At 42.0% G+C, this 25220-nt stretch carries 31 protein-coding genes and 1 pseudogene (1 of these 32 only partly in view); 5 read left to right on the top strand and 27 right to left on the bottom strand.

Annotation, left to right across the window (positions count from 1 at the left end; translation table 11 throughout):
• Nucleotides 1-4: 4 nt before the first annotated feature.
• The 5 genes from COU90_04380 to COU90_04360 all read right to left on the bottom strand — a co-directional run bounded on the left by COU90_04380 (nucleotide 5) and on the right by COU90_04360 (nucleotide 2267).
• Nucleotides 5-295 carry a hypothetical protein gene (locus COU90_04380; protein PJE64078.1) on the bottom strand — a complete coding sequence of 97 codons (291 nt, stop codon included), beginning with the start codon at nucleotides 293-295 and terminating at the stop codon, nucleotides 5-7.
• A gap of 211 nt (nucleotides 296-506) precedes the next feature.
• Nucleotides 507-941 carry a hypothetical protein gene (locus COU90_04375; protein ID PJE64077.1) on the bottom strand — a complete coding sequence of 145 codons (435 nt, stop codon included), beginning with the start codon at nucleotides 939-941 and terminating at the stop codon, nucleotides 507-509.
• Nucleotides 942-952: 11 nt separating this feature from the next.
• Nucleotides 953-1366, bottom strand: a complete 414-nt coding sequence (locus COU90_04370; protein PJE64164.1) for a metal-dependent hydrolase — start codon at nucleotides 1364-1366, stop codon at nucleotides 953-955.
• A 115-nt stretch (nucleotides 1367-1481) separates the two neighbouring features.
• The gene (gene msrB / locus COU90_04365; GenBank protein ID PJE64076.1) at nucleotides 1482-1898 is read right to left on the bottom strand and encodes a peptide-methionine (R)-S-oxide reductase; all 417 of its coding nucleotides are present in this window, start codon (nucleotides 1896-1898) and stop codon (nucleotides 1482-1484) included.
• Nucleotides 1899-1994: 96 nt separating this feature from the next.
• Nucleotides 1995-2267, bottom strand: coding sequence for a DUF378 domain-containing protein (locus COU90_04360; protein PJE64075.1), 273 nt, complete (start codon nucleotides 2265-2267; stop codon nucleotides 1995-1997).
• A 528-nt stretch (nucleotides 2268-2795) separates the two neighbouring features.
• On the opposite strand from COU90_04360, the gene COU90_04355 reads away from it, so the two are divergent.
• From COU90_04355 to COU90_04345, 3 genes are read left to right on the top strand one after another with little or no spacing between them, the layout of a single operon-like run.
• On the top strand, nucleotides 2796-3041 hold the full coding sequence (locus COU90_04355; protein PJE64074.1) for an NrdH-redoxin: 246 nt from the start codon (nucleotides 2796-2798) through the stop codon (nucleotides 3039-3041).
• A gap of 11 nt (nucleotides 3042-3052) precedes the next feature.
• Nucleotides 3053-3772 (top strand): hypothetical protein, encoded by a 720-nt coding sequence (locus tag COU90_04350; protein PJE64073.1) that lies wholly within the window; start codon nucleotides 3053-3055, stop codon nucleotides 3770-3772.
• A 29-nt stretch (nucleotides 3773-3801) separates the two neighbouring features.
• Nucleotides 3802-4563 (top strand): cytochrome C biogenesis protein, encoded by a 762-nt coding sequence (locus COU90_04345; protein ID PJE64072.1) that lies wholly within the window; start codon nucleotides 3802-3804, stop codon nucleotides 4561-4563.
• Between the two features lie 5 nt (nucleotides 4564-4568).
• Here COU90_04345 and COU90_04340 read toward each other — a convergent pair whose 3' ends face one another.
• Together COU90_04340 and COU90_04335 are read right to left on the bottom strand one after the other, a co-directional pair.
• Nucleotides 4569-4964: a hypothetical protein gene (locus COU90_04340; protein PJE64071.1), complete on the bottom strand. Its 396-nt coding sequence runs from the start codon at nucleotides 4962-4964 to the stop codon at nucleotides 4569-4571.
• Nucleotides 4965-5081: 117 nt separating this feature from the next.
• Nucleotides 5082-6206 carry an AAA family ATPase gene (locus tag COU90_04335; GenBank protein PJE64070.1) on the bottom strand — a complete coding sequence of 375 codons (1125 nt, stop codon included), beginning with the start codon at nucleotides 6204-6206 and terminating at the stop codon, nucleotides 5082-5084.
• A 91-nt stretch (nucleotides 6207-6297) separates the two neighbouring features.
• Between COU90_04335 and COU90_04330 the strand changes: the two genes are divergently transcribed.
• Entirely contained in the window at nucleotides 6298-6573 is a 276-nt protein-coding gene (locus COU90_04330) for a hypothetical protein (GenBank protein ID PJE64069.1), read from the top strand.
• Between the two features lie 7 nt (nucleotides 6574-6580).
• Here COU90_04330 and COU90_04325 read toward each other — a convergent pair whose 3' ends face one another.
• From COU90_04325 to COU90_04265, 13 genes are all read right to left on the bottom strand, one after another.
• The gene (locus COU90_04325) at nucleotides 6581-7255 is read right to left on the bottom strand and encodes a hypothetical protein (protein ID PJE64068.1); all 675 of its coding nucleotides are present in this window, start codon (nucleotides 7253-7255) and stop codon (nucleotides 6581-6583) included.
• Nucleotides 7256-7259: 4 nt separating this feature from the next.
• On the bottom strand, nucleotides 7260-7658 hold the full coding sequence (locus tag COU90_04320) for a hypothetical protein (GenBank protein PJE64067.1): 399 nt from the start codon (nucleotides 7656-7658) through the stop codon (nucleotides 7260-7262).
• 35 nt (nucleotides 7659-7693) lie between these two features.
• Entirely contained in the window at nucleotides 7694-8326 is a 633-nt protein-coding gene (locus COU90_04315) for a hypothetical protein (GenBank protein PJE64066.1), read from the bottom strand.
• 30 nt (nucleotides 8327-8356) lie between these two features.
• Nucleotides 8357-8956 (bottom strand): hypothetical protein, encoded by a 600-nt coding sequence (locus COU90_04310; protein PJE64065.1) that lies wholly within the window; start codon nucleotides 8954-8956, stop codon nucleotides 8357-8359.
• Nucleotides 8957-8976: 20 nt separating this feature from the next.
• A complete protein-coding gene (locus tag COU90_04305; GenBank protein PJE64064.1) occupies nucleotides 8977-9708 on the bottom strand; it encodes a hypothetical protein in 732 nt (243 codons plus the stop codon).
• Nucleotides 9709-10028: 320 nt separating this feature from the next.
• Nucleotides 10029-11015, bottom strand: coding sequence for a GTPase ObgE (locus tag COU90_04300; GenBank protein PJE64063.1), 987 nt, complete (start codon nucleotides 11013-11015; stop codon nucleotides 10029-10031).
• A 256-nt stretch (nucleotides 11016-11271) separates the two neighbouring features.
• Nucleotides 11272-11571, bottom strand: a complete 300-nt coding sequence (locus tag COU90_04295; GenBank protein ID PJE64062.1) for a hypothetical protein — start codon at nucleotides 11569-11571, stop codon at nucleotides 11272-11274.
• Nucleotides 11568-12065, bottom strand: a complete 498-nt coding sequence (locus tag COU90_04290) for a hypothetical protein (GenBank protein PJE64061.1) — start codon at nucleotides 12063-12065, stop codon at nucleotides 11568-11570. Before COU90_04290 ends, COU90_04295 begins: the two co-directional genes overlap by 4 nt.
• Nucleotides 12066-12099: 34 nt before the next feature.
• Nucleotides 12100-12651, bottom strand: coding sequence for a hypothetical protein (locus tag COU90_04285; GenBank protein ID PJE64060.1), 552 nt, complete (start codon nucleotides 12649-12651; stop codon nucleotides 12100-12102).
• A gap of 192 nt (nucleotides 12652-12843) precedes the next feature.
• Nucleotides 12844-14520, bottom strand: coding sequence for a helicase (locus COU90_04280; GenBank protein PJE64059.1), 1677 nt, complete (start codon nucleotides 14518-14520; stop codon nucleotides 12844-12846).
• 125 nt (nucleotides 14521-14645) lie between these two features.
• On the bottom strand, nucleotides 14646-15803 hold the full coding sequence (locus COU90_04275; GenBank protein ID PJE64058.1) for a cyclopropane-fatty-acyl-phospholipid synthase: 1158 nt from the start codon (nucleotides 15801-15803) through the stop codon (nucleotides 14646-14648).
• Nucleotides 15804-15916: 113 nt separating this feature from the next.
• On the bottom strand, nucleotides 15917-16150 hold the full coding sequence (locus COU90_04270; GenBank protein ID PJE64057.1) for a hypothetical protein: 234 nt from the start codon (nucleotides 16148-16150) through the stop codon (nucleotides 15917-15919).
• Nucleotides 16151-16438: 288 nt separating this feature from the next.
• Nucleotides 16439-16984 carry a peroxiredoxin gene (locus tag COU90_04265; GenBank protein PJE64163.1) on the bottom strand — a complete coding sequence of 182 codons (546 nt, stop codon included), beginning with the start codon at nucleotides 16982-16984 and terminating at the stop codon, nucleotides 16439-16441.
• Between the two features lie 122 nt (nucleotides 16985-17106).
• Between COU90_04265 and COU90_04260 the strand changes: the two genes are divergently transcribed.
• Nucleotides 17107-17367 (top strand): hypothetical protein, encoded by a 261-nt coding sequence (locus COU90_04260; protein ID PJE64056.1) that lies wholly within the window; start codon nucleotides 17107-17109, stop codon nucleotides 17365-17367.
• Between the two features lie 69 nt (nucleotides 17368-17436).
• On the opposite strand, the gene COU90_04255 is transcribed toward COU90_04260, so the two are convergent.
• The 7 genes and pseudogenes from COU90_04255 to COU90_04225 form a co-directional block, all read right to left on the bottom strand.
• A complete protein-coding gene (locus tag COU90_04255) occupies nucleotides 17437-18423 on the bottom strand; it encodes a hypothetical protein (protein ID PJE64055.1) in 987 nt (328 codons plus the stop codon).
• A complete protein-coding gene (locus COU90_04250) occupies nucleotides 18423-19019 on the bottom strand; it encodes a hypothetical protein (GenBank protein PJE64054.1) in 597 nt (198 codons plus the stop codon). Before COU90_04250 ends, COU90_04255 begins: the two co-directional genes overlap by 1 nt.
• A 75-nt stretch (nucleotides 19020-19094) precedes the next feature.
• A complete protein-coding gene (locus COU90_04245) occupies nucleotides 19095-20063 on the bottom strand; it encodes a hypothetical protein (protein PJE64053.1) in 969 nt (322 codons plus the stop codon).
• Nucleotides 20064-20245: 182 nt separating this feature from the next.
• Nucleotides 20246-21655, bottom strand: coding sequence for a hypothetical protein (locus COU90_04240; protein ID PJE64052.1), 1410 nt, complete (start codon nucleotides 21653-21655; stop codon nucleotides 20246-20248).
• Nucleotides 21656-21659: 4 nt separating this feature from the next.
• On the bottom strand, nucleotides 21660-21902 hold the full coding sequence (locus COU90_04235) for an endonuclease (GenBank protein ID PJE64162.1): 243 nt from the start codon (nucleotides 21900-21902) through the stop codon (nucleotides 21660-21662).
• Between the two features lie 28 nt (nucleotides 21903-21930).
• Nucleotides 21931-24354: a hypothetical protein gene (locus COU90_04230; protein PJE64051.1), complete on the bottom strand. Its 2424-nt coding sequence runs from the start codon at nucleotides 24352-24354 to the stop codon at nucleotides 21931-21933.
• Between the two features lie 327 nt (nucleotides 24355-24681).
• Nucleotides 24682-25220, bottom strand: a pseudogene (locus tag COU90_04225) (hypothetical protein); it runs 127 nt beyond the window's last position.

Raw genomic sequence — 25220 nt, 5'->3', positions numbered from 1 at the left:
TATATTAAGCAATTACTTTTTTACTTTTCTTTTTCGGCTTTTGCGGGTGTTTTTCATATAAATATTCCCACCAAATAACACCTTCCTGATAACCAATATACCCGCCTATCGCAAAAAGAATCCATGAGAGAACGGAATGAATCGTCACCCATTCCTCCCACGAAAAACCAAGCCCATACGCCGGGAAATTGACAACAAGCCGTGCCACATACCACATTTCAAAAACGGCATGCACAAGAAACTGCACCAAAATTCCCAGGAAGGTAAAGAGAATAATATAGACGATTTTTTTCATAATGCTACATATATAAGTAGAATTACATTTAGTATCACACTCATATGTGCGGGCGTCAACAAAAAAAGTTCTTATGTTTGTGCATAAGGAAACGAACAAAAAACGCATCTGTTTTAGTTGACGTGCGGATATGTGCGAAAACAGATATTTTCCCCACTAAAACATCCTAAAAGTTTCAGTGTAATCTTAGGTATTATATCTCAATCCCAGACTACCGGCTCTTTTGAGTAATTGTATAAAACAGGATAATACCAAAGCTTACTATAAGAAACATCCCCGTAACAAGCCAAACCATAAATTCGGTATCGATATTATATGAATAAATACCGCCATGCGGATCAGATATAAGAATAAGCAGAAGTCCGACAGGCACATAGGCCGCAGAAAAAAGAATCCATCGATAAAATACGCGATTAGGGGAAATAAATAAAAAGAATAACAAACCCAATAATGGAGTACACCCAATAAGAAGAGGTCGTCCGATAGTATTCGCATATAGCGAAACACAACCTTCAACTGTATAAAGAGCACACATACCGAACCGTTGGGGATAGGTAAGAACATATCCGATACTAATACCAAGGATCATAATCCCCATCAAAACAAGCACTGATACCTTATGTCCCCTTATGGAAGGTAATTTCATACTCTTGATTACTATACACGCATCATATCGCCACGCGCATGCAATTCCTGACGTATGCGCTTATAGTCCGGCACCGTTTCCGACACCAACGCCCAAAAACGTGCAGAGTGATTAAATTCTTTCAAATGACATAATTCATGCGCCACCACATACATAGCTATCTGCGGCGGCATAAACAGCAGGCGATAATTAAAATTTAAATTCCCTGATCCGGAACAACTTCCCCAGCAGGTTTTCTGATCCCGAATACTAACCCTCCCAACAGGCACTTGGTAATGCCTATTAAGAAGCGTGATGTTCTTTCGTATGAGCGCGCGTGCTTCCTCTTTATGTTTTATATATTCTGCACGCGTATAACGCGGTATCACCGAAGCGCTATTCATTCGACCAAGAGCTTTCTCAAGCCAACCGGCATGCTCCTTCATAAACAAAGCAAGACCGCGCGCCGTTGCACGCGGCGGTACCGTCACTAAGCATCGCCCGCCGGCATGCACCGTAATGCGAAACCGCCGTGCTCGGGGATGTTTTTTAAATATACAACTATTCATCCTTTTCAAGTTCAAGGGAAGCGGAATTAATACAAAACCGCTTACCGGTCGTTTCCTTCGGCCCATCATCAAACACATGCCCCAAATGTGCACCGCATCGTTTGCATACCACTTCCGTACGCATCATACCCATACTCGTATCCTCCCGAAGCTCCACATTATCATCCTTTGCCGGCTTGTAAAAACTTGGCCAGCCGGAACCGGAATCAAATTTTGTTTCGGAAGAAAAGAGCGGTATTCCACAATTGGAACATACATACATACCGTTTTCCTTGGAAGCATAATACTTCCCCGTAAACGGCGCCTCCGTTCCTCCCTCGCGTGTTATATGATACTGTTCGGGCGTTAATTCTTTTCGCCACTCTTCATCCGATTTGATAATCTTCTTGTTTTCTTCTTTATTATTCATGCGTCCATTATATACCATGCCATTAAAAAAATGCACACATAAAATGACCCTCCGGGGTCATTTTATGTGTTTGAAATTTATGAGACAAAAAGGAAATTACATTCCCGCACCACCCATATTCGAGCCCTGCGGATTTGTTGGCGGCATAGAAGGCTTTGATCCTCCCATTGAACATGCCCGACAATCCTTTTTATGTGTAAATAAAACAACAACGGCGGAAGCTCCCACAAGAACATACACAATGCGGGACAACATACTATCCATACCACCAAGAACTTGCCCAATATCCCACTGAAACAAGCCGACAAGAAGCCAATTAAGACCTCCCACCACAAGAAGGATAAAGGTAACTACATGAAGTGCTTTCATAGACATACGTTAAACAACTGAATTAAAACGACCTTTTTATGTAAGTATATATAAACTATCCTTATTGTAAGCTATTACCATACTCTCTTATAATAGTTATCCACAGGTTTATTGCTTTTGTATCTTGAGTACCGACAGCATATCTTATACCATTATAAATAACAAAAGAACTTTTAAAGATATTTAAGAAAGTTTTGTAGTAACTCCGACTCCTCTCCCCCCTCTAGCAACCTCCCCCCAATCCCGACACCTACCCCCTCCCTCTACTCTTCTACCATTACCCCTACCCCTCAACTGAATCTTACCCACTCCCCGCACATATCCCTACTACAAACCTACAATACAAAACCCTTTAATATCTTCTACCTCCCCCCCTATTTTTACCATGAACTCCCAATAGGGGGTTTTAAATTGCCTATATACATATATTCTCGTTTTATGAATTTTTACTTTTTAAGATCCTGGTGTAGAATACATAAGGAGAATCTTTTTGTTGAGTTATGATTTATTAAGCTAAAACATATTTTTATGAGCGAAGAGCAAAAAAACGTAACAATTTATTCAACCCCTACTTGTGCATTTTGTAATATGGCAAAGGAATTCTTTAAAGAACATGCCATAACATATACCGAATATGATGTTGCGACCGATACTGAAAAAAGAAATGAGATGATTGCAAAAAGCGGACAAATGGGTGTTCCGGTAATTTTTATAGGGGAAGAAATGATCATTGGATTTGACGAAGCAAAAGTACGCTCCTCACTGGGACTGTAATACGTATCCATATGCAAAAAACAGATCAAGGATTTTTAAATGTGCCGGGTGCTATTATCGTAGCGAGTTTATTTATTGCGGGTGCCATTATTTTTTCCGGTAACCGCATATCCTCTCCCGAACTCGGCAAAACTGCTCTCGCCGGCAATGAGAATTCTGTTAATGCAGACGTGCCGCGGGGAGAAGTAACCGTACGCCCCGTCACGGACGATGACCACATCCGCGGTAATCCAAGCGCCCCCATTACCATTGTGGAGTATTCCGATTATGAGTGTCCATTTTGCAGTCGATTTCATCCCACTCTTGCACGTATACTTGAAGATTTTCCCAATGACGTGCGATGGGTGTACCGTCACTTCCCGCTTTCGCAAATTCATTCCAGTGCCCGCGAAGCGTCCGTGGCATCAGAATGCGCGGCTTCCCTTGGAGGTAATGATATATTTTGGGAATTCTCTGATCGCCTATTTGCCAATCAGCAAAATCTTAACACTAGCCTCTATCGACAAATCGCCTCCGATCTTAATATTAGCACCGATGCGTTTAATGCCTGTCTCTCTTCAAAAGAAGCATCCGATGCCGTAGACGCCGATCTACAGGACGCTACTGCATCCGGCGGACGTGGCACGCCTTACTCCGTTATTATTGGTCCCGACGGCAAAGGAACTCCCGTAAGCGGAGCACTTCCCTATGAACAAATTGCCGCTTTCATCGGACAAATAAAACGTGAATAACGCATCATCTGTAATTCCGACACAATAAAATGGGGATCAGTTTTGTTATTTCATCTTTCGTTGCGGGACTGCTTACTTTTCTCGCTCCCTGCACCCTTCCGCTCGTACCGGCATATCTGGGTTTTATCAGTGGTGTTGACCAAAAGGATTTACAAAATCAGAATCATGATATTGCCCGGGCGGCGCGTAGAAAAATATTCCTAAACGGTATTTTTTTTATTCTGGGATTTAGTATTGTTTTTATCGTATTTGGAACACTTGCCGGTCTTTTAGGGCAAACATTGGTGCCTTATCGTATTTGGCTCGCTCGCATAGGAGGCGCGTTTGTGATTTTATTTGGTCTCTTTATGCTCGGCATATTTAAACTCGCTCTGTTTCAAACTGAAAAACATATCCCCATTCCATCATGGCTTGAGCTTGGCAAGCCGTCTAGCTCGCTAATAATTGGAGGCGCTTTTGCGTTCGGTTGGACGCCATGCGTGGGACCCATCTTAGGATCCATCCTTTTCCTGGCATCCGTATCAGCCACCGCCGTTACCGGCGCTCTTCTTCTTACTGTTTTTTCTTTTGGTCTTGCGATTCCATTTATTATTCTTGCCGCCGGATACGCAAAAGCATCCGCGTATATTGCCAACTATACGAGATACCTGGGCGCCGTTTCCATAGTCGGCGGCATATTCTTAGTCCTGCTTGGCATTCTTCTTGTTACTGACCAATTTGGCCTTACTATACAATACGGATATCAGCTTCTTGATTTTATTAATTACGATCGCCTGCTCGATTATCTGTAAATATCTCAACGAAAAAGTACATATGCGCCCGGACCATAGGTAAGAAATACAAGCGTAAGGGCGAGTAGGATAAAATCATATGAAGAATCCGAAAAAGGTTTTTTCCATTTAAATACCTTCATAATTCCTCCCAACGCCATCTGAAACCCAAACAAAAAGGCGACAAATCCGACAAAAATACCCCCGATCATTAACAATCCGCCTCCGAATTCCAATAAAGCAATGAGCGTACCCCAGAACCACCCGGGCTTAAACCCCATCTTGGTGAAATCATCCGCGTTGGCTCTAAGATCACGTACCTTATCCCATCCAAAATACATCATTGCAACACCTAAACTCACCCGAACAAAAAGGAGAACGATATCTTCATATGCCGCGAAAGGTGTAAACGATTCAAACATATCTCCATTGTATCGCTTTTTCTTAATGCATAAAAGCCACCAGAAGTAAAAAGAGAAGAGGAAACGTTACTATAATAGTTCCTGTTATATAATTCGTATTCATACATACATAACTGCTCACAGATACTTTTTGTTTTTTATGGCATCGGGAAGAAGACTTTCTTTCGTATATGCTTCATAATCTTTTCCGTATCCGATCTCTTTCATAAGATCAGTCGGCGCATTGCGAATACTCATAGGTATCGGCAAATTGCCATGCTTTTTCACGTCTGCCGTGGCATGCATATATGCCTCATACGAACTTCTGTCTTTTTTTGCGCCCGCCAAATAAGAAACACCATGAGCCAAATTAATGGCACATTCCGGATACCCAACCGTTTCTACCGCACGAAACACCGCATTCGCAACTACCAAGGCGGTCGGCTGTGCAAGACCAATATCTTCACTTGCGAATATAACCATACGACGAGCAATAAATTTCGGATCCTCTCCGGCGTTTACCATGCGTGCCAAATAATATAAAGCGGCATTCGGCTGGCTTGCACGCATGCTTTTTATAAATGCACTCACGGTATTATAGTGATCCTCTCCCTTTTTATCGTATCGTAAAAATTGTGATTGCAACGTTTCTTTAAGGGCGGTGAGCGTAATATCGCCATACAACGCATGAGTGGCTTCTAGCATAGTAATTGCCTGGCGCGCATCCCCGTTAGACGCTTCTATAAGCCAATCTTGCGATTCATCATCAATCTTAAGCCGAGTGCGTGCGATAATACGCTTCATTTCTTCATGAGAAAATTCATGTAAAACAAAAACACGGCATCGTGAGAGAAGAGGAGCTATAACTTCAAAACTGGGATTTTCCGTTGTAGCGCCAATAAGAGTAATTACGCCCGATTCGACATACGGAAGAAGAAAATCCTGCTGTGCTTTATTAAATCGATGAATTTCGTCCAAAAAAAGAACTTTGGGACGTTCCCCCGTATCTTCCTTTATAATTTTTCGTATATCATCCTTACCGGCAGATACAGCCGAAAGCTCATACATGCAAGCGTCCAGACTGCGAGCATATATGCGTGCAAGCGTTGTTTTCCCTACACCCGGCGGTCCCCACAGCAAAAACGAGAATAAATGCTTTTCTTCCAAAGCTATTCTAAGAGGTTTTCCGGCACCTACCAAATGTTCTTGTCCTACAAATTCATCACGGGTGCGCGGACGTATACGGGAAGCAAGTGGTTCCATACACACTTACTGTACCTTTTTTTAAAAATGAAGAATAATATTGACATAAAATTTATATTATAGTACTATATGAATCAGAAAAGGAGACCACATGCTTAATTGTGAGCAAATTGTTACCGCAGTATTGTCTTTTCTGGAACAATATTCTGAAGATGCCTCTTTCTCATCCTACAACCCCAATTTTCAGGATATAATATCAGCAAAAATTTTCCTCGGAAAACTACCTCATCCCATAACAAATAACGGCATCAGAGAAACACTAAAAAACCACCCTCTTCTTCTTAAATGGCTACAGTCATTCGAGAATACGCATAACATCAGAGAAACACTGCGCATCACATCTGCCATCATCCGTACCACCACATAGGTGGTTTTTATTTTTCCGAAATCTCTTTATAAGCTCTTTCTGTTTTTTCATCAAATTCGTGTATATTAATTTTTTCAATTATGGATAATTGCGTAGAACGCCCCCAATTGTTAGAGAGATCTCTTTTATGAGATGTACGTTCTCCCGTTTCGGCACGCACAAGATATAAATACTTTCCTGATTTTTGACGATATACATTTCCATAATCCAAACTGTAATACGCCATAGGAACCCCGTCTCTATCATCAAGCTCATACCCTTTAATATTCCATTCTTTCTTTTTTGCGTCCGTTGAAACTTGAGGCTCCAAATCAATATTGGAAATATGATATCCTATCGTAAACCCGTGCTCTTCTGCTAACGTATTTAAATCCTTCACCATACGACTAGGCGTACTGTCTCCTTTCTCTATACGTTTTTTATACATATTAAAAACAACGCCGCGCAATTCATACGGCAAAGAAAGAACTCCTTTTATTTCTTCCGACGATAAACCGACAAGAGCTTCCTTAAACTCTTCTATCTCATCATCTTCATAATCAGCATCCTCTAACGATTTTTCGGTAGTTGTAAGCAATTGATCTATTATCAAAGAGGAAAATATTGCCTCTCGTACTTCCCGCTCCTTTCCCGTCTCCAAACCATTTTTGATATTTTCGGATGAAAAATGCATACTCTCCATATACTTACATGCTATTTCTTTTAATAACTCCTGCAAGTGTTGCACCGCCGGCGATACCGGCAAGTATATCGGTCAGGGCATCACTCACAGACGGCGTATACCACCCAACCATGAATGCCATATCTCGTGCGTAGAGCGTCATACCAAGCTCAAAAAGTTCCCACAGAAAACTACCTCCCAGTGCTATTAATATAATCAGCAGTTTCATTATAAACAACGACGGACTTCCCGAAATCCTTGCGCCGTATGATGTGCCTAGAAACCATAACCAGACAAAACCGAAAAAAATACCCCCGCCAATATGAAGCGGTATATCAATCCAAATAAATGACATCTCATATAATCCGGCAATGAGAGCAAATGCATGTACTGCTAATATAAGAAATAATGTAAGAACCGCCATGCACGGATAGCATATTTTCATACTCAAACGTTACTTTATATTTTAAGGGGAGGGACTTTCATTTCCCGCCGCATCTTATACATATACGGACGCAAAAATATAAGGAGCAAGCTCGCAACCATAGCAAGCGAACCGGATACCATAAAAAGCATGGAAAACCCGAACATGTCGGCAAAAATTCCTCCAATTGCCCCTCCGATTGCCGTTGAGATAGTAAGCCCTCCTACACTGAATAAACTCCATTCAAATCCTTCCGATCCCTTATCTACGTGACGCGCAAAAATACCATAATATCCCGCCATTAAAAGCGCCGCGCCGACACCTCCGAAAGACGATAAGAGGTAAAGATGCAACGGTGTCGATATGATAATAAACCCGAAACTATATATAGCCGTAATAAGAGACCCCGCCAACATGATATAGAAATCATCATACTCTCCGTCATGCGTATCGGTATAACGCGCCACCGGCACTTGCACAATGGATTTTGCAATGGAATAAAGTGCTACCGCAAATCCCACGGTCGTTAGCGTCGCTCCCCCTATCATCTCCGTGATAAATACCGCAATAATGGGTAAAAACAATCGCGAACTAACATTATGAATAAATAAAAAGGCTAAGAGAAGCTGTATGGCGCGATTTATAATAAGGGATATTTCTATTTTCATTTTTATTATGTTCTCACGCTACCAATAACGCTACTGAAGAAGTGCGGTTGAAAATACAACATGAAACGGCTTGCAGTAAATAACAACACTTTGATATGCCGTAATATCTATGTCAGCTGACAGTTCATAATTCTGATTTCCCTTATTCCCTTTCAAGTTATCAAGCTCTACATAGTCCCCGTCCATAACATCATCTCGCGTTTTCGGATCCGTATGCCCAACCAGCAATACCCGCAAATCGGGCCCGTTTGTCACTGAAAAATTCTCAAACCGAAGAATACGGCTTCCATCCGGTAATTGATATATAACCGCATCACCGGAGCCTCTATGAAAACCATCGGCATCCTTAAACATCCCTTTAGCAAGAATTACCGGTTCCGTTTCATGAGGCATATCCTCCTCCATTATCGTATCGGGCATCGCCGCTGTTTCCGCCATTACATTTTCCTTTATAGCATCCAACTGTTCAGGCGACATTTCCGCAAGTTCTTCCGATGTTGGCATTGATGTGGGAACGGAAACATCCGGAAACTGCTCGTCGATCTCTTTGTTTACCACCAAAGGAGAAATAAAGTACCATCCGGCACCGAAAATAATAAGAGATACTGCGATGAATAAAAATGATTTCATGGTGTTATTTTAAAAGAAAATTAATATTCACAAGTAAAAGCGCAAACGCTTGTACATACCTCCGCATTTGGCGCGCATGTAGTACCGCAATCGTTAAATGTGCCTTCTCGTAGACGACAATCTGCTTCAAGCGGCTCCGGATCCACAGCGGCGTCCACCGTATATACCACCTTTCCTTCATATTCCTGCATAATCGGCACCGACGACACACCCTCCTCTCCGGCAAGCATCGATATAAGATCCGTAATGGATGCTTCATCCCGTATGTCTTTTTCCAGTCTGGCAGAAACATTGTTCAAAAGGATAACATATCCCTCATTTGATATTGTACGCTCCGCGGAAGAAACGGGACTTTCCTGGTCGCGGATAAATGCAAGCGTGCCGTCCGTAATTTCATAATGCCCCTCAAATGACTTCACACCATCAAAATCCCTTTCTTCCAGGCGAGGAAATGCCTGCAAAAGAAGTGTGGCATCAAATCCCTCTATTGGAAACCCGATACGCTCTACCGATTTTACAACGAGTGTTTCCTGAAAAAATGCCTCTAACGCTTTTTCATCAGGCATTGTTTCTTCCTCGGTCATATCACTATCGGTAAGCACGCGCCCCTGTTGTTGATAAACATAATATCCTCCCCCTCCGATGATAAGAATGACGAGCAATATAAAAAGTCCTTTCATGAACGATAGTATTAATCTAATATTTTCCACGTTTTCTCCGACACATTGTTTTAACGGAGCCACACATATCATACAACTCCCCACATTGCCATTATATCGCATGTTGCGTTTCTTTCACAAACATTATAATGCCTCCCATATATACGTATAATCGGGAGGCATAGTCGCCCTACATATTCCATCTTATTTTTCCTCATTTCCGTAAAGAACCTTCGTAGGCACAACTAAACTGCCTCGGCAATTCCCCTTGTTAAACTCTTCCGAATGAACGGGAATAACATCAAATCCCCTTTCTCCCTTCACGAGCTTAAACACCCTCTTGCATTTACAACAAACTCCTCTTGCCATAGGAATATCCTTTCCGAACAATCTTTCTTAACTATATATATTCACTAACTAGCGTCAATAGCTGTTTTTACTTCCTGCAAGAGAATGTCATTAAGCGCTTTAAGCGATGCATCATCATAAACGGATACGGTGTACACGAGCGGCGAGATTTTTTTCATTTTTGTCATAATTTTTTCTACTTCTTTTCTATCCGATAATATATCCGTTTTTGTAAGAACAATAATTTCTTTCTTTTTTAAAAGATCGCTATCATATTCTGCAAGTTCATTGCGTACGGTTGCATAGGTCTTTACCGGATCCTTATTTTCAAGAGAAATTAAATGTACCAAAACGGAAAGACGCTTTACATGCCGTAAAAATTTATGTCCCAGTCCGCGTCCCTCCGCCGCACCTTCTATTAGTCCGGGAACATCGGCAATAATATATCCATAACATTCTCCCAAATTAGGCTCCAATGTGGTAAACGGATATGCGCCCACCTTTGCATGCGCATTTGTAAATTCATTCAGCAAACTTGTTTTCCCGGCATTGGGAAGCCCTATGAGGCCGATATCGGCAATAAGCTCAAGTTCAATATGATAAAATCCTTCTTCTCCCGCACGTCCCCGCGTTGCCTGGCGCGGCCGTTGGTTACGCGAGCTTTTAAATGATTCATTTCCGCGTCCGCCGTTCCCTCCCTCCAGTAAAAGCACTTCCTCTCCTTCGTGTAAAAGGGAAATATTTTTTTGTGTTTCCACATTAGTGACAACGGATCCTATGGGAAGATCAATATATAAATCTTCTCCGTTTTTTCCTTCCAGAGAATCACTTCCTCCATCCTGTCCGCGCTTTGCAATAAATTCTTTCTTCACACGATACTTGGAAAGCAAATGCACGTCCCGAACAGCGCGAAGGTACACTGCCCCTCCGCGTCCGCCATCCCCGCCGGACGGCCCGCCAAATTCTATGTTCCGCATCCGGCGCCACCGAACAACGCCGTTTCCACCGTCGCCCGCACGCGCATATATGTCTATTTCATCAACAAATGCCATGTAGTATTACTAGCACATTTCACCCCACACAACAAAAACACCGCTCGTAATTCTCTTCTGTATATAAAAAATCCTTCATACATAAAGAAGGATACTATACACACCCCAACAAAATTCAACCAATCCCGCTGTGTCCTATTACGCCACCGCTTTCATTCCAATTTTTGAGGTGTTGTTGGAACGGATTTAACATCACCTATTGCTTTATTGAGTAGGGTGTGGAAAAATCCCTTGTCTGCCGTTGTATTATCTTTTTTCATTTTTTATTACTCTTCCCTTTAAAAAAGAACCAAACAATTATGGTGGCTAATCCTATAATTTGACCAAAACTTTCCCCAATGACAATATAAAGGAATACTCTATAATTTTGAAAATCAACCTTACCAAAGCCTATTAAGTAGGTAGTAATAATTTGGAATATAACTAATACCCACAAAAGTCCCAATATTCCTCTAGCCCATTCTTTACGAAGTTTAAAAAACTCCTCAAAACCTTGAATTCGCACCTGATTTTTTCTGTTCTCAAGAATTTTTTTGACTGTATCATACTCACTCATATTTTCTTTTTCGTATCTTCCAATCTGTACCCAATAACTTCCTCTGATACTTTAAAACGCCCTGCTAGATAAGTAGGGTCTTTATTTTCTTCCTTATCAAGCAATTCTTTAGGGACAAGTAATGTCGCTGCAAAGAAATTTGCTTCAGCTTCTATCGGATCTTTATTTGCTTTACCAAGTGGTTGTCTATAAAGAATTGCATAATCAGGGTTTGTATCTAATTTTTCTCTATGAAGTAACCAGTGCCCCAACTCATGTGCAACAGTAAATGTTTTACGATTTTCCGAATCGTTACTATTTACATATATTTTCTTTTTTTCTATATCTATAAAACCAGATATATTATTTGCCTCTTCTCCAAAATCAAATTCAATTACTTCCAATCCATAATTTTTAGCAAGTTCTTTTATATTAACTGGTGGAGAAAGCACAAAATTCTCCTTGAGTACCTCAGAAGAATATTTTTCTGCCTTTTTATAGTTTGCAATCGTCATAATATTTATATTCAACAGTAATTATATTACCTTTTCAAGGAATAAGTTTTAACCGCTTATAACACCAAACAATACCTCTAATTATTGGCGGTTTGTTATATTTCTTAAAAATATCATCAACAGATGTTGTAACGTAAAAGTAATATATATCATTCATGTTCAATTCTAACGGCTTTCCTTCTATATCACTATAGAAAGATAATTGTTTCCTTGCATCATTTGGTTCAAATTTTTTATATAGCTCTACATGAGTAACTGGTTCTTTAACCTTTTCACCATTCCATTTTGTAAATCCATAATATTCTAGATATACTCCTTTTGCACCAACATTAGAAACACTTAATATAACCATCGGTTTTCCACTTCTACTTTTCCAAATAGGTTCTATTTTAAGTTTTTTCCCAGATTGGAAAAACTTTACAATAGTAATAACGCCTACAGTAGGAGTAATTACAAACAAAAGTACAATTACGAAAAAATACAGAAAAAGAAAACCCCACTCTCCATTATTAAAACCAACCAAAATCTGCTCAAATAAGTTCATGGCAGATTCTTTGAATGTTTGATATTGGAAAAAGTTGCTCATACCCATAATATATCGAAAAATCCCCTACTTACAAACAAGGTATACTTACCAAAAAGTTTAAATTAATAAAACCTTCGTGTTTGAGTGCAGTTCAAGGCACGGGGAAGCGAGTGACGGAGACGTATTTAAACATACGGCGGAGGAACGAGCGGGGCCCCGTAACGCAGAAATATGCCGAACACGGAGGTTTTACTAAAGAAAGAGACGGGCAAGCCGAATAGTCTCATACGAATACTTTCCGCGGAGTTTACCAAAAACCGGACCCAACTTATTATCTTCCACACCCGCGAATGCCGCGGCAATTTTTTCAAAGCTCTCATCTTTTGGCTTAAATTGCTCAAAATTAACGGGTACTTTTTTCTCTTTTAATTTCTCCAGGTGAGTAATAATAGTTCCTATTGCCATACCACGCTCTCCGGCAATTTCGGAAAGAGATAATCCTTTCTCCATGAGAATACGGGTTTTTTCATATGTGGACTGCTTTTCTTTCTTGGGTTTTTTTTCTTCCAAAACCTTTTCTTTATTCGCCGCAATATCTTTCGAATCGAGTGTGCCGCCGGATATTTTTATAAAATTATCCTGCATTGCACATATTTCCCTATCGCTTAATCCCAAAAACATTTCCTCCCATTTTTTTGATTCTTTTTTAAGAATCGCATCTACCCGCGCCACGTCCGCATGTACCCGAAATGCCATGGCATTAAGTCCCGTCAAGATAAGGCCCTGCAAAGACCGAAGCCGTGAAAGCGCAACATATCCCTGCCCTTCCACAAATGATCGGGAAAGATCTATTTCCGCGGCATCCATACTCATCCCCTGGCTTTTATGGATGGTAATGGCCCATGCAAGACGAATTGGCAGTTGTTCAATCCGTGCACGCATCTTACCGTCCTCTTCAATAGCCCACTCCGCCGGATGTACCCATATTTTTTTTCCGCTAAATGTGCGCACAACCGGAACATCCCCGCGAATATCTTCCACGACACCCAATGTTCCATTTACGTATCCTTCCTCAAAATTATTTTTCACAAACATGACTTTCGCGTTCTTTTTTAAACGAAGAGTTCGGGGCGCTAATACGCTTTTTTCCAGTGATGCAACAAGCGGAGCACGTCCGGTTGTTTTCATTTCATACGATTTTTCCGAACCGGAAAGATCACAAAGCTCTTTATCGTTGAGTGCGTCAACATCCACGTTATGCGTAAAAAGCCGCGTGGGCGTCATGCCATTATCAAGCGTGCGTTCTTTGCATTCTATAAGTATATCGCGCGATTCCTCCGATACTTTTCCGTCGCGTATTTCATGCAATATGCGAAGAAGCGTCTCGTCATCCTGTCGAAATTGTTCGCCCAAATAGCATACGCGAATATTCATACCCTTCCATGCGTCCGATGCGTATGCAAACCGTACCGGTTCATTGCCGCGCGTAATAGGAGGCAGTTGGAAAAAATCTCCCGAAAGAACCACCTGCATACCTCCAAATGGCATATCCGAGCGTTTTACCGCCCTGCATACCTGATCCACCATATCCAAAACACCCGCCGGCAACATGGATACTTCGTCTATAACAAGTACGCGCACACTCTGCATGCGCTTTACAACATGTTCTTTTTGCGTTATGTCATCAATATCCCGTGCACTTAAAAAATCACGAATACCGATACCCGCCCATGAATGAATGGTACTGCCGCCCAAGTGTGTTGCCGCAATGCCGGTGGATGCCGTAATCGCAACGGACACGCCACGCTCTTTTAAGTAGGTAATATAGCTATTAAGAGCATACGTTTTACCGCTTCCCGCGGCTCCGGTAAGGTATACATTGCGTCCCGTCTTTAATATGGCAAGCGCCGTTTGCTGATTCATAGTCATCGTATTGTACCATATGTATTTTACTATCAATATTAGGAGGTCTCACTTTCCAATATCGATAATGCCCATAATAAAAAAGGACCTTATGGTCCTTTGGTAAAGCTTGCACTATACAAGCCAAAAATCTACCGTACTTCTTCTATATGCCCTTGTTCCCTGGAAAATAAGATCTGCCACAGTAGGATTTTCTCCGCCTCAAACGCCCCGGCGAATGAAAGCAGATAAAACTCCCACATGCGATAAAACGCATCATCATAACCACCATCCTTTTTGATTTCATCCCAATTGGCGGAAAACTGATTAAACCATGTCCGAAGCGTTTTCGGATAATAGTCCTGATCAAACGTATGCCAATCCTTCATATAGAAGGTGTTACCGTTTGCTCTTTCAATCTGACATCGAGAACCAAGAGAGCTATTGGGAAAAATACGTTTTCGCACCCACGGATCCCCGGTATGAAATGTCTTTGCCGACCCCATAGTGTGAAGAAGAAAACGTCCGTTGGGCTTAAGTATGCCCGATACGATCCGAAAAAATTTCCTATAATTCCTCCATCCGACATGTTCAAACATACCTATGGAAGCAACGGCGTCATACCGTCCGCCACTGAAATGAGACCAATCCCCCACATGCGCTATCATTCTAAGGTTATTCCTTTTAGCAATGGTATTAATATAGGAAGCTTGCGGTTTTGATACCGTCAAACCTACACATATGGCATCATAGCGTTCCGCGGCATATGCCATAAGCGATCCCCAGCCACAGCCGATATCGAGCAATATTTGTCCGTTCCGTAAATCCAGCTTTCGGCAAATGAGATCCAGTTTTGCTTCCTGCGCTTCATTCAATGTTGTCGCGTTTTCCCAATATCCGCACGAATACACTAAACGTTTATCCAGCATGAGCTCATAGAGTTTTATTCCGAGACTGTAATGCCTATTAGCAACTTCATACGGCCGCCATCTACTCCAATTAATAAGCTGTGGCAGATAATACATGCACCATATTCGAAATCCCTCAAAGTGTTTTCGAATGTCCCCCGCAAGCAATCGCTTTATCATTCCGGCTATATCTTCGCACTCCCACCAGTTCTCCATATATGAATCCCCCAAACCCACGGATCCGTGTCTTTTTATTCGCTGGTAAAAACGCGAGTCCTTAATTGTTGGATCCCACGGATTTTGACCGTTAGTTATGACACCACATTCCTCAAATGCTTTTCTGGTAAAATAAGCATCCGTGGAACGAAACGGAAATATACCATATTCCTGCATATCAGGCATTGTCGTATCTTCTCCTTTTTAAGATGTTAAAATCATCACTACTATACAAATAAAAATGCAATGCGTCAAATATTACTCGCCCACAAAAAATGCCACATGAAGTGACATACATTTTATTGCATAATACTTTCTAGCTCCATACAAAGAGCGGCCCATTCCTCCTCCGAAAGAGGTGTCGTCTTGTCTATATCAGGAAGATCACTCGAAGAGCAATTGTCGAATGTGAGGACCGCCATATGATTGATTTTTTCGAGAAAATAAAGGTGTTCCAACTTTAACTCCCTTGTATTTGAAGGAAGCTTTCCGCGAGCATATTCCTGAAAATCCCGAAGCACATACTTAGGCATACCTGGTCCTCCTTTTTCAGAATTCTTCCTTTCGTTATACGCTCTTTTAAAAAATATATCAACATTACAACAATCCCCCCGTAAGCGTGCTTAATACGCGCGGTAAAACGATAACGAGCCCCAAAAGAGGCAGTGCAAACAAAACAAGACTTATAATGAGCGTCCAAAGGAAATACTTTCGTGTTTTTTCAACGGAAGCATAGATTGCATCAATCTTTTGTTTTGTTTCTTCGTCCATATGGCAATCATAGCAATAAAAAAGGAGCCGGTATACCGGCTCCTTTTTTATTATGCGCCTTTTTCTTCTTTTAAATATTTAATCATAGTATCCGCATCGCTCACTTCAAACGGATCGTCCGGACAGTCATTCATAAAACCGGGCTCTATGAACATTTTTTTAATGTTTCCATCATCGACATACATGCTGTACCGCCACGAACGCTCCCCGAAACCGAGGTTGTCTTTCTTAACCATCATGTTCATCCCGCGCGTAAAATCACCGGAACCATCAGGGATAAGTTTTACCTTTTCCACATTCTGATGCTTCCCCCACTGATACATAACAAAGGCATCATTCACGCTTAGGCAATATACTTCATCAACTCCCAATGCTTTTAGTTCGTCGTACTTTGCTTCATATCCGGGCAAATGCGTAGATGAACAGGTTGGTGTAAACGCACCCGGAAGCGAAAATACCACTACCTTTTTTCCCTTAAAAAGCTCATCCGTAGTAACGTCCTGCCAACGAAACGGATTATCACCGGGAACAGATTCGTCCCGTACGCGCGTCTTGAGCGTTACATTTGGTACTGTTGTTGGATGTTTTTGTTCCATAACCATTTTATTAGTTTCTAACCACACATCCATTATACTAGAAATGAGCGGTAGAGAAAATTGACATACTTAATATTGTGTGCTTTTATCTTACTTGAGAAAAAGGAGGTGTTATGAATTATATGCTCGTCATCGGAATATCTTGTACCTTTTTGGGCTTTCTATTACTTATTATGTTCTCTCTATTAAAAAGTACCGCCCAAAAACGGTTTGATCTTGTACTAAAGTCATACGGTAAGAACTCCGAAGATAGAAAAAAAACAATGGTTAAAAAGGAACAAGCTATAATAGACCACCTTCACACCTACATAGGCATCTCATGCATTCTATTGTTCTTAGGAGTTATTACACTGGTAGTCCTCTGGCTTATTTCGCTCACATAATCACAGTCTACCGAAGGAAACATATATGTTTCCTTTTTTCTTTGGCATATTTGAGAAATATATTTACTGCTATTTCGCCGTTCCGATATACTTCTTATTGATGCTAATGGAAACATACCCAAGCCCGATAAAAAGAAGACCAAGTATAACAAGAGAAATCGGCCAACCAATTGAATCGGCAAAATATTCACCGGTAATATACCCGAAATGGCCTATCAAGAATAATGTACCTACCACAAGTATGCTCCGGCTTCGTACCCGAATAGCGAGCACAAGGGCGCCCGCCGCCAAAGCAAAGAATATTATCTGCCAGAAAACGGAATCAAACACGCGCGAAAACGCACCGGCTAAAAATCCCGCACTCCCCAGAAAATTAAGAGGTCCCGTAAGGTAACTATTCCACGTACCCTTAAACGATTGACCAAATAAAAGATAACTCGCCCCTATCACCATGGTCAGATAGGCATATATATCATCCGGAAAATAAAGCGTGTTATCAAGAATGGCGGCAAAAAGAAGGTACATAAAAGCCGTACCGTTTGCAAATGCAAAAAAGGTAAGAATGGCGTTTTTATGATATGAAGCAAGGAGCAGATAAAACAAAAAGACCGTGCCGATAGTAAAAGTAACCGGCCATATATCAGGGTTTTTCCCGCCCAATTCATAAAGCATAACAAGAGCGCCTCCCGGAACCAGCATGCCGCCAATACCATGAAAGACCTGCCCTAAATGACTCTCCGGCTTGGACGCAAATAAAAACGAGCCGATACCCGCAAACATAATTCCCAGACCAAATGTTACGAGAATACGCCCTAAAGAACCGATATCATCCCAGAGCTGTCCCACTAAAAACACAATGCCCAATATAACAACGGCAGAACCTAATATATATAATACTTTTGAAAGAGAAAAATGCCCGTCTTCTTTCAAAAAACCATATTCCGGTCCCGGCTCTTTTACCGGCATGGAACCGAGATGCGCTAAAACATCTTCTCGAGCTATTGCGCCGGAAGCAATTTTTGCCGATAATTCCTCCAATAATTCTTGGTTTTCCATTATGGCGTTATCCAACCGATAAACTTAATATTATTCTGATAGTAATATCTATCGTCTTTATTTACGATATTAAGCGGACTTCGCCTGCTTCCTTTCGTAAGATAATATCCGTACCGCGAATTATTATCAAAGAAAGGGAAAAAACTCGGACCGGTATCATACACATTATCAACCGTTACGCCATCGGGAGACGTAAGCAGTCCATATAACGTCAATGCTTGCGCTTCTTCGATGGCTATTTCATGACTCTCATTTTTGTCCGTATCATGAAAGAAAATACGTGCTACATATAACTGTTCGCCATCCAACGGCATATCCGAAACGGGAAACGGTCTTTTCTCGTTTAATATCTGTTCGTTAACATCGACGTTACGCACCTTAAGCTTTCCATCTTCCACCACATAAAGACTGTTCAAATAAAGCCCGCAATCATACGGATATAATTCACTGGCATTATCACACGTAGCATATATAAAATCATATTCCGTTGATACATGCGCGCGAGGCATATATGCCATCACAAGGACCCCTGCCAAAAGAAGGAGTGGTAAGGCAAATGCGAGTATAACAACAGCATGCTTTTTTATGGTTTCCATAGTGCTATATAATTAAGGTCATTATAGTGCATATAATCGTTCAAAACAACTACGCACAATCGGATTAAATAATAATTAATCAAAGATAGAAACAAGATATGCATCTATTTCACGCTGTTCAAGATCATAAAAATGCTTGCCTTTGGTGAAGAGATCGGTAGCAAGCTTTATCCCGACAAACCGCCAATGCCATGGTTCGTACTGATAATAGGAATTATTTTTATCATAGGAAAGAGTAAAACCGTATGTATGGGCATTTTGCGTAAGCCAGCGAAATGTTTGCGTGGATTCAAATGAATCAATATCCGCCCCCTTATTTCCTACGGTAAAATCGACTGTCGTACCCAGTTGATGCTCGGAGTATCCCTGATCGGCGGAAAATTGATTCGCCGTATTGGCTCCGTATGAGACAACGTAACTTGATTTAAGCCGCGCCTGCGTACCAAATGAACGATATGCCGACGCTATAAGAATATCTTCTCCGATAGCGGCATCCGCGGCATCCATCATAGCCTTCATATGCGGCCATACACTTGTATGGATTTGAAATTCGCGTTTTGGTACCTGCACATCAAACGTATATGGTGCCGGTATAAGAGAAAGGCGTGCCGGTATATAATGTTCGTTTAAAAAGTAAACCTTGGAATATTTTTGTAGAAGCTCTTTATCCGTATTGGTTAGCTTCTCAAGCGTTGTAACGGAACCACTCACCTTTCCCAATTCGGCTTGAATGATACTCGCTTTTTGTTTTTCTGTTTGAATATCATTTTTTAGACTCGATATAACAACTTCCTGTCCAGATCTCGTTTCTTCCAGATTTGCCCCAAGAGATACAAGCGCACGGCTATGCTCCAATGTGCTTTCCAGGTACTGTTCGCGAAGCTCAAGTAATTGATGCGTAAGTTCATCATTTTTTCTTTCTCCTTCCCTATACAAAAAGCCAAATACGCCCGCTGTTGCAAGAATGAGTAAAAATATCAAAAGATCAATCTTATTTTTGGGAAAAATATTGACCTTAAAAGAAACCGGCAATTTCGTCTTCATATTTATGTGATACTTATGCGTGTTATACGTCTATTATATACCTATTTTCAAACAAAAAGAAAAGCCCTTTCATGCAAGGACTTTAAAAAAAACGGGCGGAGAACGGACCAGGTAGGTGAGGAAACTCCGCCCGCACATGGCCTCTACAAAGATTCTATCACAAAAAATATAAAAAGCAAGCCCTATAAGGCCTTCATGGCACTTCGCGTAATCGGACCAAAATACCCCACTGCCGGCTGTATACCCTGCGCCTTTTGAAATCGAATAAGAGCCGCTCGCGTTGCCGGTCCAAAAAATACGGTTTCATTTCCTGCGGATCCTCCGCCAACAGAAGCTACGGCATATCCCTGCTTATTTAAAAACATTTGTAATAATCGCACGCGCTCTGTTCGCATGCCATACATAAGATCCGCACCGCTTAACAGCGCCTCATATGACGATTCGGCGGAAACCGAAACGTTCTCTTTCGCTTTTTTAAGAACGTCCCACAATCCGGGATCCTGCTCGCCGTCTATTTTAAAAACAGCAACTCCGCGAATGCCTAATTTTTCCGCAAGATCGATTTTCATTTGTGCCGTTTTAGCATCTCCCCATGAAAGAATGCGCACGCGGGCGGGCGAAAGCGCGCCTTTATTTTCCGGCAGTTCCGCTGTCGTATACAAAATAAATAACTCGCCGGCGGAATTACGTATCGGCGTTTTGTTTAGTTTCTCCGAAAGTTCTTGCGCATAAGCGGGATTAAATGATGTCACGCGTTCATAAGATATGCCGTTGGTTTCCGCATTAAAAACCATATTATATTCATAGCCGTATGTGGGAATACCCAACACCATCTTGTCGGCCGAAATATCCTTAAGCGCAAGACGTATTACCTTTTCCGCCCACGCCGTATCCGCAACAGGTATGTAAGGTCCGGCGCTTTTTTTGTTTAAGGTAAGATCAATACGCCCCTGATCATACGCCATAATACGCACGCGATCGCAATATCGGTTGATATCACTGTATTCATTAGCATATTCAATATCCGGCGGGATGGATTCCGGAGATGAATACCGGTCCTCCAGCGGTGTCCGCGCTTCTATGGTACATTGAAGCATTTTTGTTCCGAGCGCTTCATTAAGTTCCTTTAAAAACAAAGAAAAATATGGTCGCGTGGAAGCATACTTTCTTTCGTAGTCGATATCAATACCATCCAGACCATATTGCGACACCTCCGCCATAATACCTGCAATATGCTTTGCACGATTTCCACTGTCGCTCAATGTTGCATGAATCGCATCCGCATCGCTCCAAAGAATAGTCGGCACAAAATATACCTGCTGTTTTTGCACTTCTTCCTTAAGCCGTACCCATTCCGGTTTTTCCAGGGAAGATTCTGCACGCAATGTTCCGTCTTCACGTACACCGTACATAAAAGGATTTACCTCCGTCACGGTTCCCAGGTTGGGAAGAATGTTTTCAACGCCCTGTTCTGATCGCCAATACGGAATCCATCCCGATATCTCAAAAACATCTGCCGCAAAAACACCCCCGGGAAATATTATTCCGGCAAAGACCGCCATAGAGAGCATGTTATACCGCAAAGATTTCATATATTTAATGTGTCATAATTAATGCTACTTTCTTTCCCCGCGGCCATGATTTAATTTCTGCTTCACGCTTCATGGCAAGACTGCGCGTAGAAAATGATTCGGTGTGTACAAGTTTGCGAGGTCTGTGTACTCCGGTATATTTACTTCCCATTCCCGCTTCATGTTCTTTAAAGCGACGTGCCGGATCCGTAGTAAACCCGGTATAAAGACTTCCGTCCATACATTCAATTATATACACATAGTACATCATCTTTCCGTTAGCGCATTCTCGCTGTTTAACATCCGTTTAATATCACCGAAGCAACATGCTTCATATTAAGTACGTCCAACAACCGCGCGCCCGCTCCATCCAAAATCCCCCGCGCCGCCGTACATACATCTTGCGTATCAACGGCAGGTGCACTGAATGGCGCACTAACATTTCCTATGGTATTGAGATTAATGGCAATCGGATCTCCGCTCATATTTCCACTGGTATAACCATACGCCAGTGCTTCTACCGGCAAACTGCTGGCACAATTATACGGACACACGCCAAGCGCCTCCTTTTGATCCGACAAAGAGCTATTAGGCGAACTGAAATAATTATTCACAAAATTGGCGTTAGCACCGTACCACGCAAGACTACCGTATCCCGGACCCCATCCCCAAACGATATTATTACGCATATCCAACGTTGTCTCTTCTGCCCGTACTCCGAAGTCGTCATTGTGAGCTTGGGGATTTCTCTGATTGGAATCAATAAACAAATTATGATGAAGAGTTACTCTTGATGCATTGTATTTAATAAGCATATTTTTATGACTTGCCGCTGTTAATCTATCTCCGGCCAAAATACTGTAAGAAACGGTAACGTCATGAGTGGAAACAGACGCATCTCTCTCATCTCCCGTAATGTCTATATTTCCATCCTGCGAATTATAAATCGATACATGATCAATCACTACATTATACGCCCCGTATGCGATCTGAATACCATCAATAGAAGAATTTTTAATCCGAATACCCTGCACAATCACATCATGAGCTCCCCGATTTCCCCGAATTACCAGCCCCTTGTTTAATAACGTAATGCCCGGAGCCGGAGCACTTAATCCGTCGATAGTTACAAAAGACCCTTCCACATATATAAAATCGTTAAGATTAATATCACCCGCAACATCAAACACTACCGTCCGATTTCCCCCTGAAAGAGCCTCGCGCAATGATCCCGGTCCGGAATCATTCAGATTGGTAACTCTGACAATACTTCCTTCCGATCCTCCCCGCGTATTAGCTCCAAATCCCTGGAATATTACTGCCGGAATATTCTTTTTCTCAACACCCACCGTCGCCGTATCACTATCTTCCGCCTGCCCGTCAGACACCGTTAACGTTACCGTATACTTACCGACTGACTGGTAAACATGATCTGCGCGTACACCCGTATCCATTTGTCCGTCTCCAAAATCCCATTTGTATGTAAGCGCATCATTGTCCGGATCGTTACTTGCGGAAGCGTCAAAACTTACCACATCACCAAGAAATACTGCCTGATCAGAACCGGCATTGGCGGCGGGAGGCGTATTTGTCGGTACTGTAATTCCCCCACCCGCTACAACGACTGCAACATTATCCGCTTGATTAACACGTCCTTGCGCGTACATATATATTCCCACGGCGCCGTCCGAAAATTGATCATCGTCATAAGAAAGCATCTCTACACCATCAATAAGGAGAGTTATACGCGTACCCTCCACCGTACCCGTTAACGTAAAAGGCAGTCCTTCAGGCTGTGAATCACCGAAAACGCTTTTCATTATCCTTAACTTTCCATTAACCTTTCGGGCAATACGAAAAAGATCCCGGGACGTATTCATCTGACGGTATACGAAATAGTAGTTATTACTATCCTGATATCGAAGCACAACACCAAATCGCGGCTTGGACGCATTATGAAACGATGTAAATTCGGCAGATACCTCTTCGGTTTCTCCCGTTATGCCAAGCTGTATCGCCATAAATTCTTTTTTCGCCGGCACATGTTCCACATGATGAGATACGATAGACAAACCGCCATAAATATCCGTCCAGCCATTTCCCAAATCAATTGCATCCGAACGATCGAAGGTATCGGTAAAATACATATCTTCGAAAGAAGGTACCGCCTCTTGAAGAACCGAAGCAATGTTTTCTTCTACTGCCATTTCCTCCTCCGGTACTGCAGTAACCGATAGAGCTTCCGGAATGGTTTTTTTCTCTTTTATCCGTAGCGTTAAGAGTTCCCTGATTTTTGCGCGAGTTTTTGGCCCAACTTCACCGGCCTGCTCTATGCCATATTTTTTCTGAAATTCAAGAACAGCTTTTTTAGTAAGCGATCCAAAGTATCCCGTTACCAGCCCTTTCGGATAAATATCGGGATACTCCGCCAATACTATCTGAAGTTTGCGAACCTCCTCATTCTGCATGCCTTCCTGTAATTGTTTTTTAAATTCATATATCGCCTCGCGCTTTTCAACGTTCGATAATTCGGTATTTTCATGAAGTTCATCAATCTGATCCTGCAACGTGCTTATTTCCGCAAGCAAAGATTGAATGGCGGCCCGTACATCATCCAATGAAGAGGACGGTCCTGTTTGTCCGTATGCGGGCAAAACAAATGCAGACATTCCTCCAACTAAAACAAAAACTCCGGCAACAATATATTTTTTAAAACTCATACCATAACATGTTATTGTATAATAAGGTACGCTTATTCCCGCATATGTAATCTTTTATATCGTATCAAAAATATCATTTTTAAATGCCAAAATCTACAAAGCAACAATGTTACTCTTTATGCGATGACTATGCGGTTTGGTAACCCGCCACCACCACCATTTTGCCTTTCGGTCTTTGTAAATAAAAAATGATCAATAATCAACGCACGTATATAACCACTGTAGTACGTTCGGTCCATGAAAGGAAATACTCTATGAGGATATCTTTCTGTAAGGCAAAATAAAAAGGTGTCCTTGTTACGGGACACCCATATGCGAATCTAACGCTTACTTACTCCATAATTCCAGTTCTGCTATCCTCTCCCTAAGAAGATCCACTTGCTCTTGCAGAGTGAGGATACCATACGATTCAGCTAAAGACTTATCATTGCAAGAACATACACCGTCCTTGCCGTCTTTACCATTTTTACCGTCCTTGCCGTTTTTTCCGGGCTGACCAGCAGGACCAACCTTGCCATCTTTGCCGTTCAGACCATTCTTACCGTCCTTTCCGTTTTTGCCATTCAGACCATTCTTACCGTTTTTGCCATTTTTACCATCTTTGCCGTCATGACCATCTTTGCCGGAAGGACCGGCATCACCTTTGTCACCCTTGGGACCGACGTCACCCTTATCACCCTTGGGGCCAATATCACCTTTGTCGCCTTTAGGACCGGCATCGCCTTTTTCACCCTTACCGGCGTCGCCCTTATCACCTTTGTCGCCTTTAGGGCCAGTAGGACCAGTGTCGCCTTTGTCGCCTTTAGGACCGGCGTCACCCTTAGGACCCTCAGGACCAACTTCTCCTTCAGGGCCGGCAGGACCAA

It is taken from the genome of Candidatus Ryanbacteria bacterium CG10_big_fil_rev_8_21_14_0_10_43_42 (assembly GCA_002793915.1).
GTDB lineage: Bacteria > Patescibacteriota > Minisyncoccia > Ryanbacterales > 2-02-FULL-48-12 > 1-14-0-10-43-42.
This window is presented reverse-complemented; position numbering and strand designations above follow the sequence as displayed.

Excerpts from the sequence above, each read along its gene's own strand:
- COU90_04380 (PJE64078.1), bottom strand. The coding sequence starts at position 295 with ATGAAAAAAATCGTCTATATTATTCTCTTTACCTTCCTGGGAATTTTG.
- COU90_04375 (PJE64077.1), bottom strand. The coding sequence starts at position 941 with ATGAAATTACCTTCCATAAGGGGACATAAGGTATCAGTGCTTGTTTTG.
- COU90_04370 (PJE64164.1), bottom strand. The coding sequence starts at position 1,366 with ATGAAGGAGCATGCCGGTTGGCTTGAGAAAGCTCTTGGTCGAATGAAT.
- msrB (PJE64076.1), bottom strand. The coding sequence starts at position 1,898 with ATGAATAATAAAGAAGAAAACAAGAAGATTATCAAATCGGATGAAGAG.
- COU90_04360 (PJE64075.1), bottom strand. The coding sequence starts at position 2,267 with ATGAAAGCACTTCATGTAGTTACCTTTATCCTTCTTGTGGTGGGAGGT.
- COU90_04355 (PJE64074.1), top strand. The coding sequence starts at position 2,796 with ATGAGCGAAGAGCAAAAAAACGTAACAATTTATTCAACCCCTACTTGT.
- COU90_04350 (PJE64073.1), top strand. The coding sequence starts at position 3,053 with ATGCAAAAAACAGATCAAGGATTTTTAAATGTGCCGGGTGCTATTATC.
- COU90_04345 (PJE64072.1), top strand. The coding sequence starts at position 3,802 with ATGGGGATCAGTTTTGTTATTTCATCTTTCGTTGCGGGACTGCTTACT.
- COU90_04340 (PJE64071.1), bottom strand. The coding sequence starts at position 4,964 with ATGTTTGAATCGTTTACACCTTTCGCGGCATATGAAGATATCGTTCTC.
- COU90_04335 (PJE64070.1), bottom strand. The coding sequence starts at position 6,206 with ATGGAACCACTTGCTTCCCGTATACGTCCGCGCACCCGTGATGAATTT.
- COU90_04330 (PJE64069.1), top strand. The coding sequence starts at position 6,298 with ATGCTTAATTGTGAGCAAATTGTTACCGCAGTATTGTCTTTTCTGGAA.
- COU90_04325 (PJE64068.1), bottom strand. The coding sequence starts at position 7,255 with ATGGAGAGTATGCATTTTTCATCCGAAAATATCAAAAATGGTTTGGAG.
- COU90_04320 (PJE64067.1), bottom strand. The coding sequence starts at position 7,658 with ATGGCGGTTCTTACATTATTTCTTATATTAGCAGTACATGCATTTGCT.
- COU90_04315 (PJE64066.1), bottom strand. The coding sequence starts at position 8,326 with ATGAAAATAGAAATATCCCTTATTATAAATCGCGCCATACAGCTTCTC.
- COU90_04310 (PJE64065.1), bottom strand. The coding sequence starts at position 8,956 with ATGAAATCATTTTTATTCATCGCAGTATCTCTTATTATTTTCGGTGCC.
- COU90_04305 (PJE64064.1), bottom strand. The coding sequence starts at position 9,708 with ATGATATGTGTGGCTCCGTTAAAACAATGTGTCGGAGAAAACGTGGAA.
- COU90_04300 (PJE64063.1), bottom strand. The coding sequence starts at position 11,015 with ATGGCATTTGTTGATGAAATAGACATATATGCGCGTGCGGGCGACGGT.
- COU90_04295 (PJE64062.1), bottom strand. The coding sequence starts at position 11,571 with ATGAGTGAGTATGATACAGTCAAAAAAATTCTTGAGAACAGAAAAAAT.
- COU90_04290 (PJE64061.1), bottom strand. The coding sequence starts at position 12,065 with ATGACGATTGCAAACTATAAAAAGGCAGAAAAATATTCTTCTGAGGTA.
- COU90_04285 (PJE64060.1), bottom strand. The coding sequence starts at position 12,651 with ATGAGCAACTTTTTCCAATATCAAACATTCAAAGAATCTGCCATGAAC.
- COU90_04280 (PJE64059.1), bottom strand. The coding sequence starts at position 14,520 with ATGACTATGAATCAGCAAACGGCGCTTGCCATATTAAAGACGGGACGC.
- COU90_04275 (PJE64058.1), bottom strand. The coding sequence starts at position 15,803 with ATGCCTGATATGCAGGAATATGGTATATTTCCGTTTCGTTCCACGGAT.
- COU90_04270 (PJE64057.1), bottom strand. The coding sequence starts at position 16,150 with ATGCCTAAGTATGTGCTTCGGGATTTTCAGGAATATGCTCGCGGAAAG.
- COU90_04265 (PJE64163.1), bottom strand. The coding sequence starts at position 16,984 with ATGGAACAAAAACATCCAACAACAGTACCAAATGTAACGCTCAAGACG.
- COU90_04260 (PJE64056.1), top strand. The coding sequence starts at position 17,107 with ATGCTCGTCATCGGAATATCTTGTACCTTTTTGGGCTTTCTATTACTT.
- COU90_04255 (PJE64055.1), bottom strand. The coding sequence starts at position 18,423 with ATGGAAAACCAAGAATTATTGGAGGAATTATCGGCAAAAATTGCTTCC.
- COU90_04250 (PJE64054.1), bottom strand. The coding sequence starts at position 19,019 with ATGGAAACCATAAAAAAGCATGCTGTTGTTATACTCGCATTTGCCTTA.
- COU90_04245 (PJE64053.1), bottom strand. The coding sequence starts at position 20,063 with ATGAAGACGAAATTGCCGGTTTCTTTTAAGGTCAATATTTTTCCCAAA.
- COU90_04240 (PJE64052.1), bottom strand. The coding sequence starts at position 21,655 with ATGAAATCTTTGCGGTATAACATGCTCTCTATGGCGGTCTTTGCCGGA.
- COU90_04235 (PJE64162.1), bottom strand. The coding sequence starts at position 21,902 with ATGTACTATGTGTATATAATTGAATGTATGGACGGAAGTCTTTATACC.
- COU90_04230 (PJE64051.1), bottom strand. The coding sequence starts at position 24,354 with ATGAGTTTTAAAAAATATATTGTTGCCGGAGTTTTTGTTTTAGTTGGA.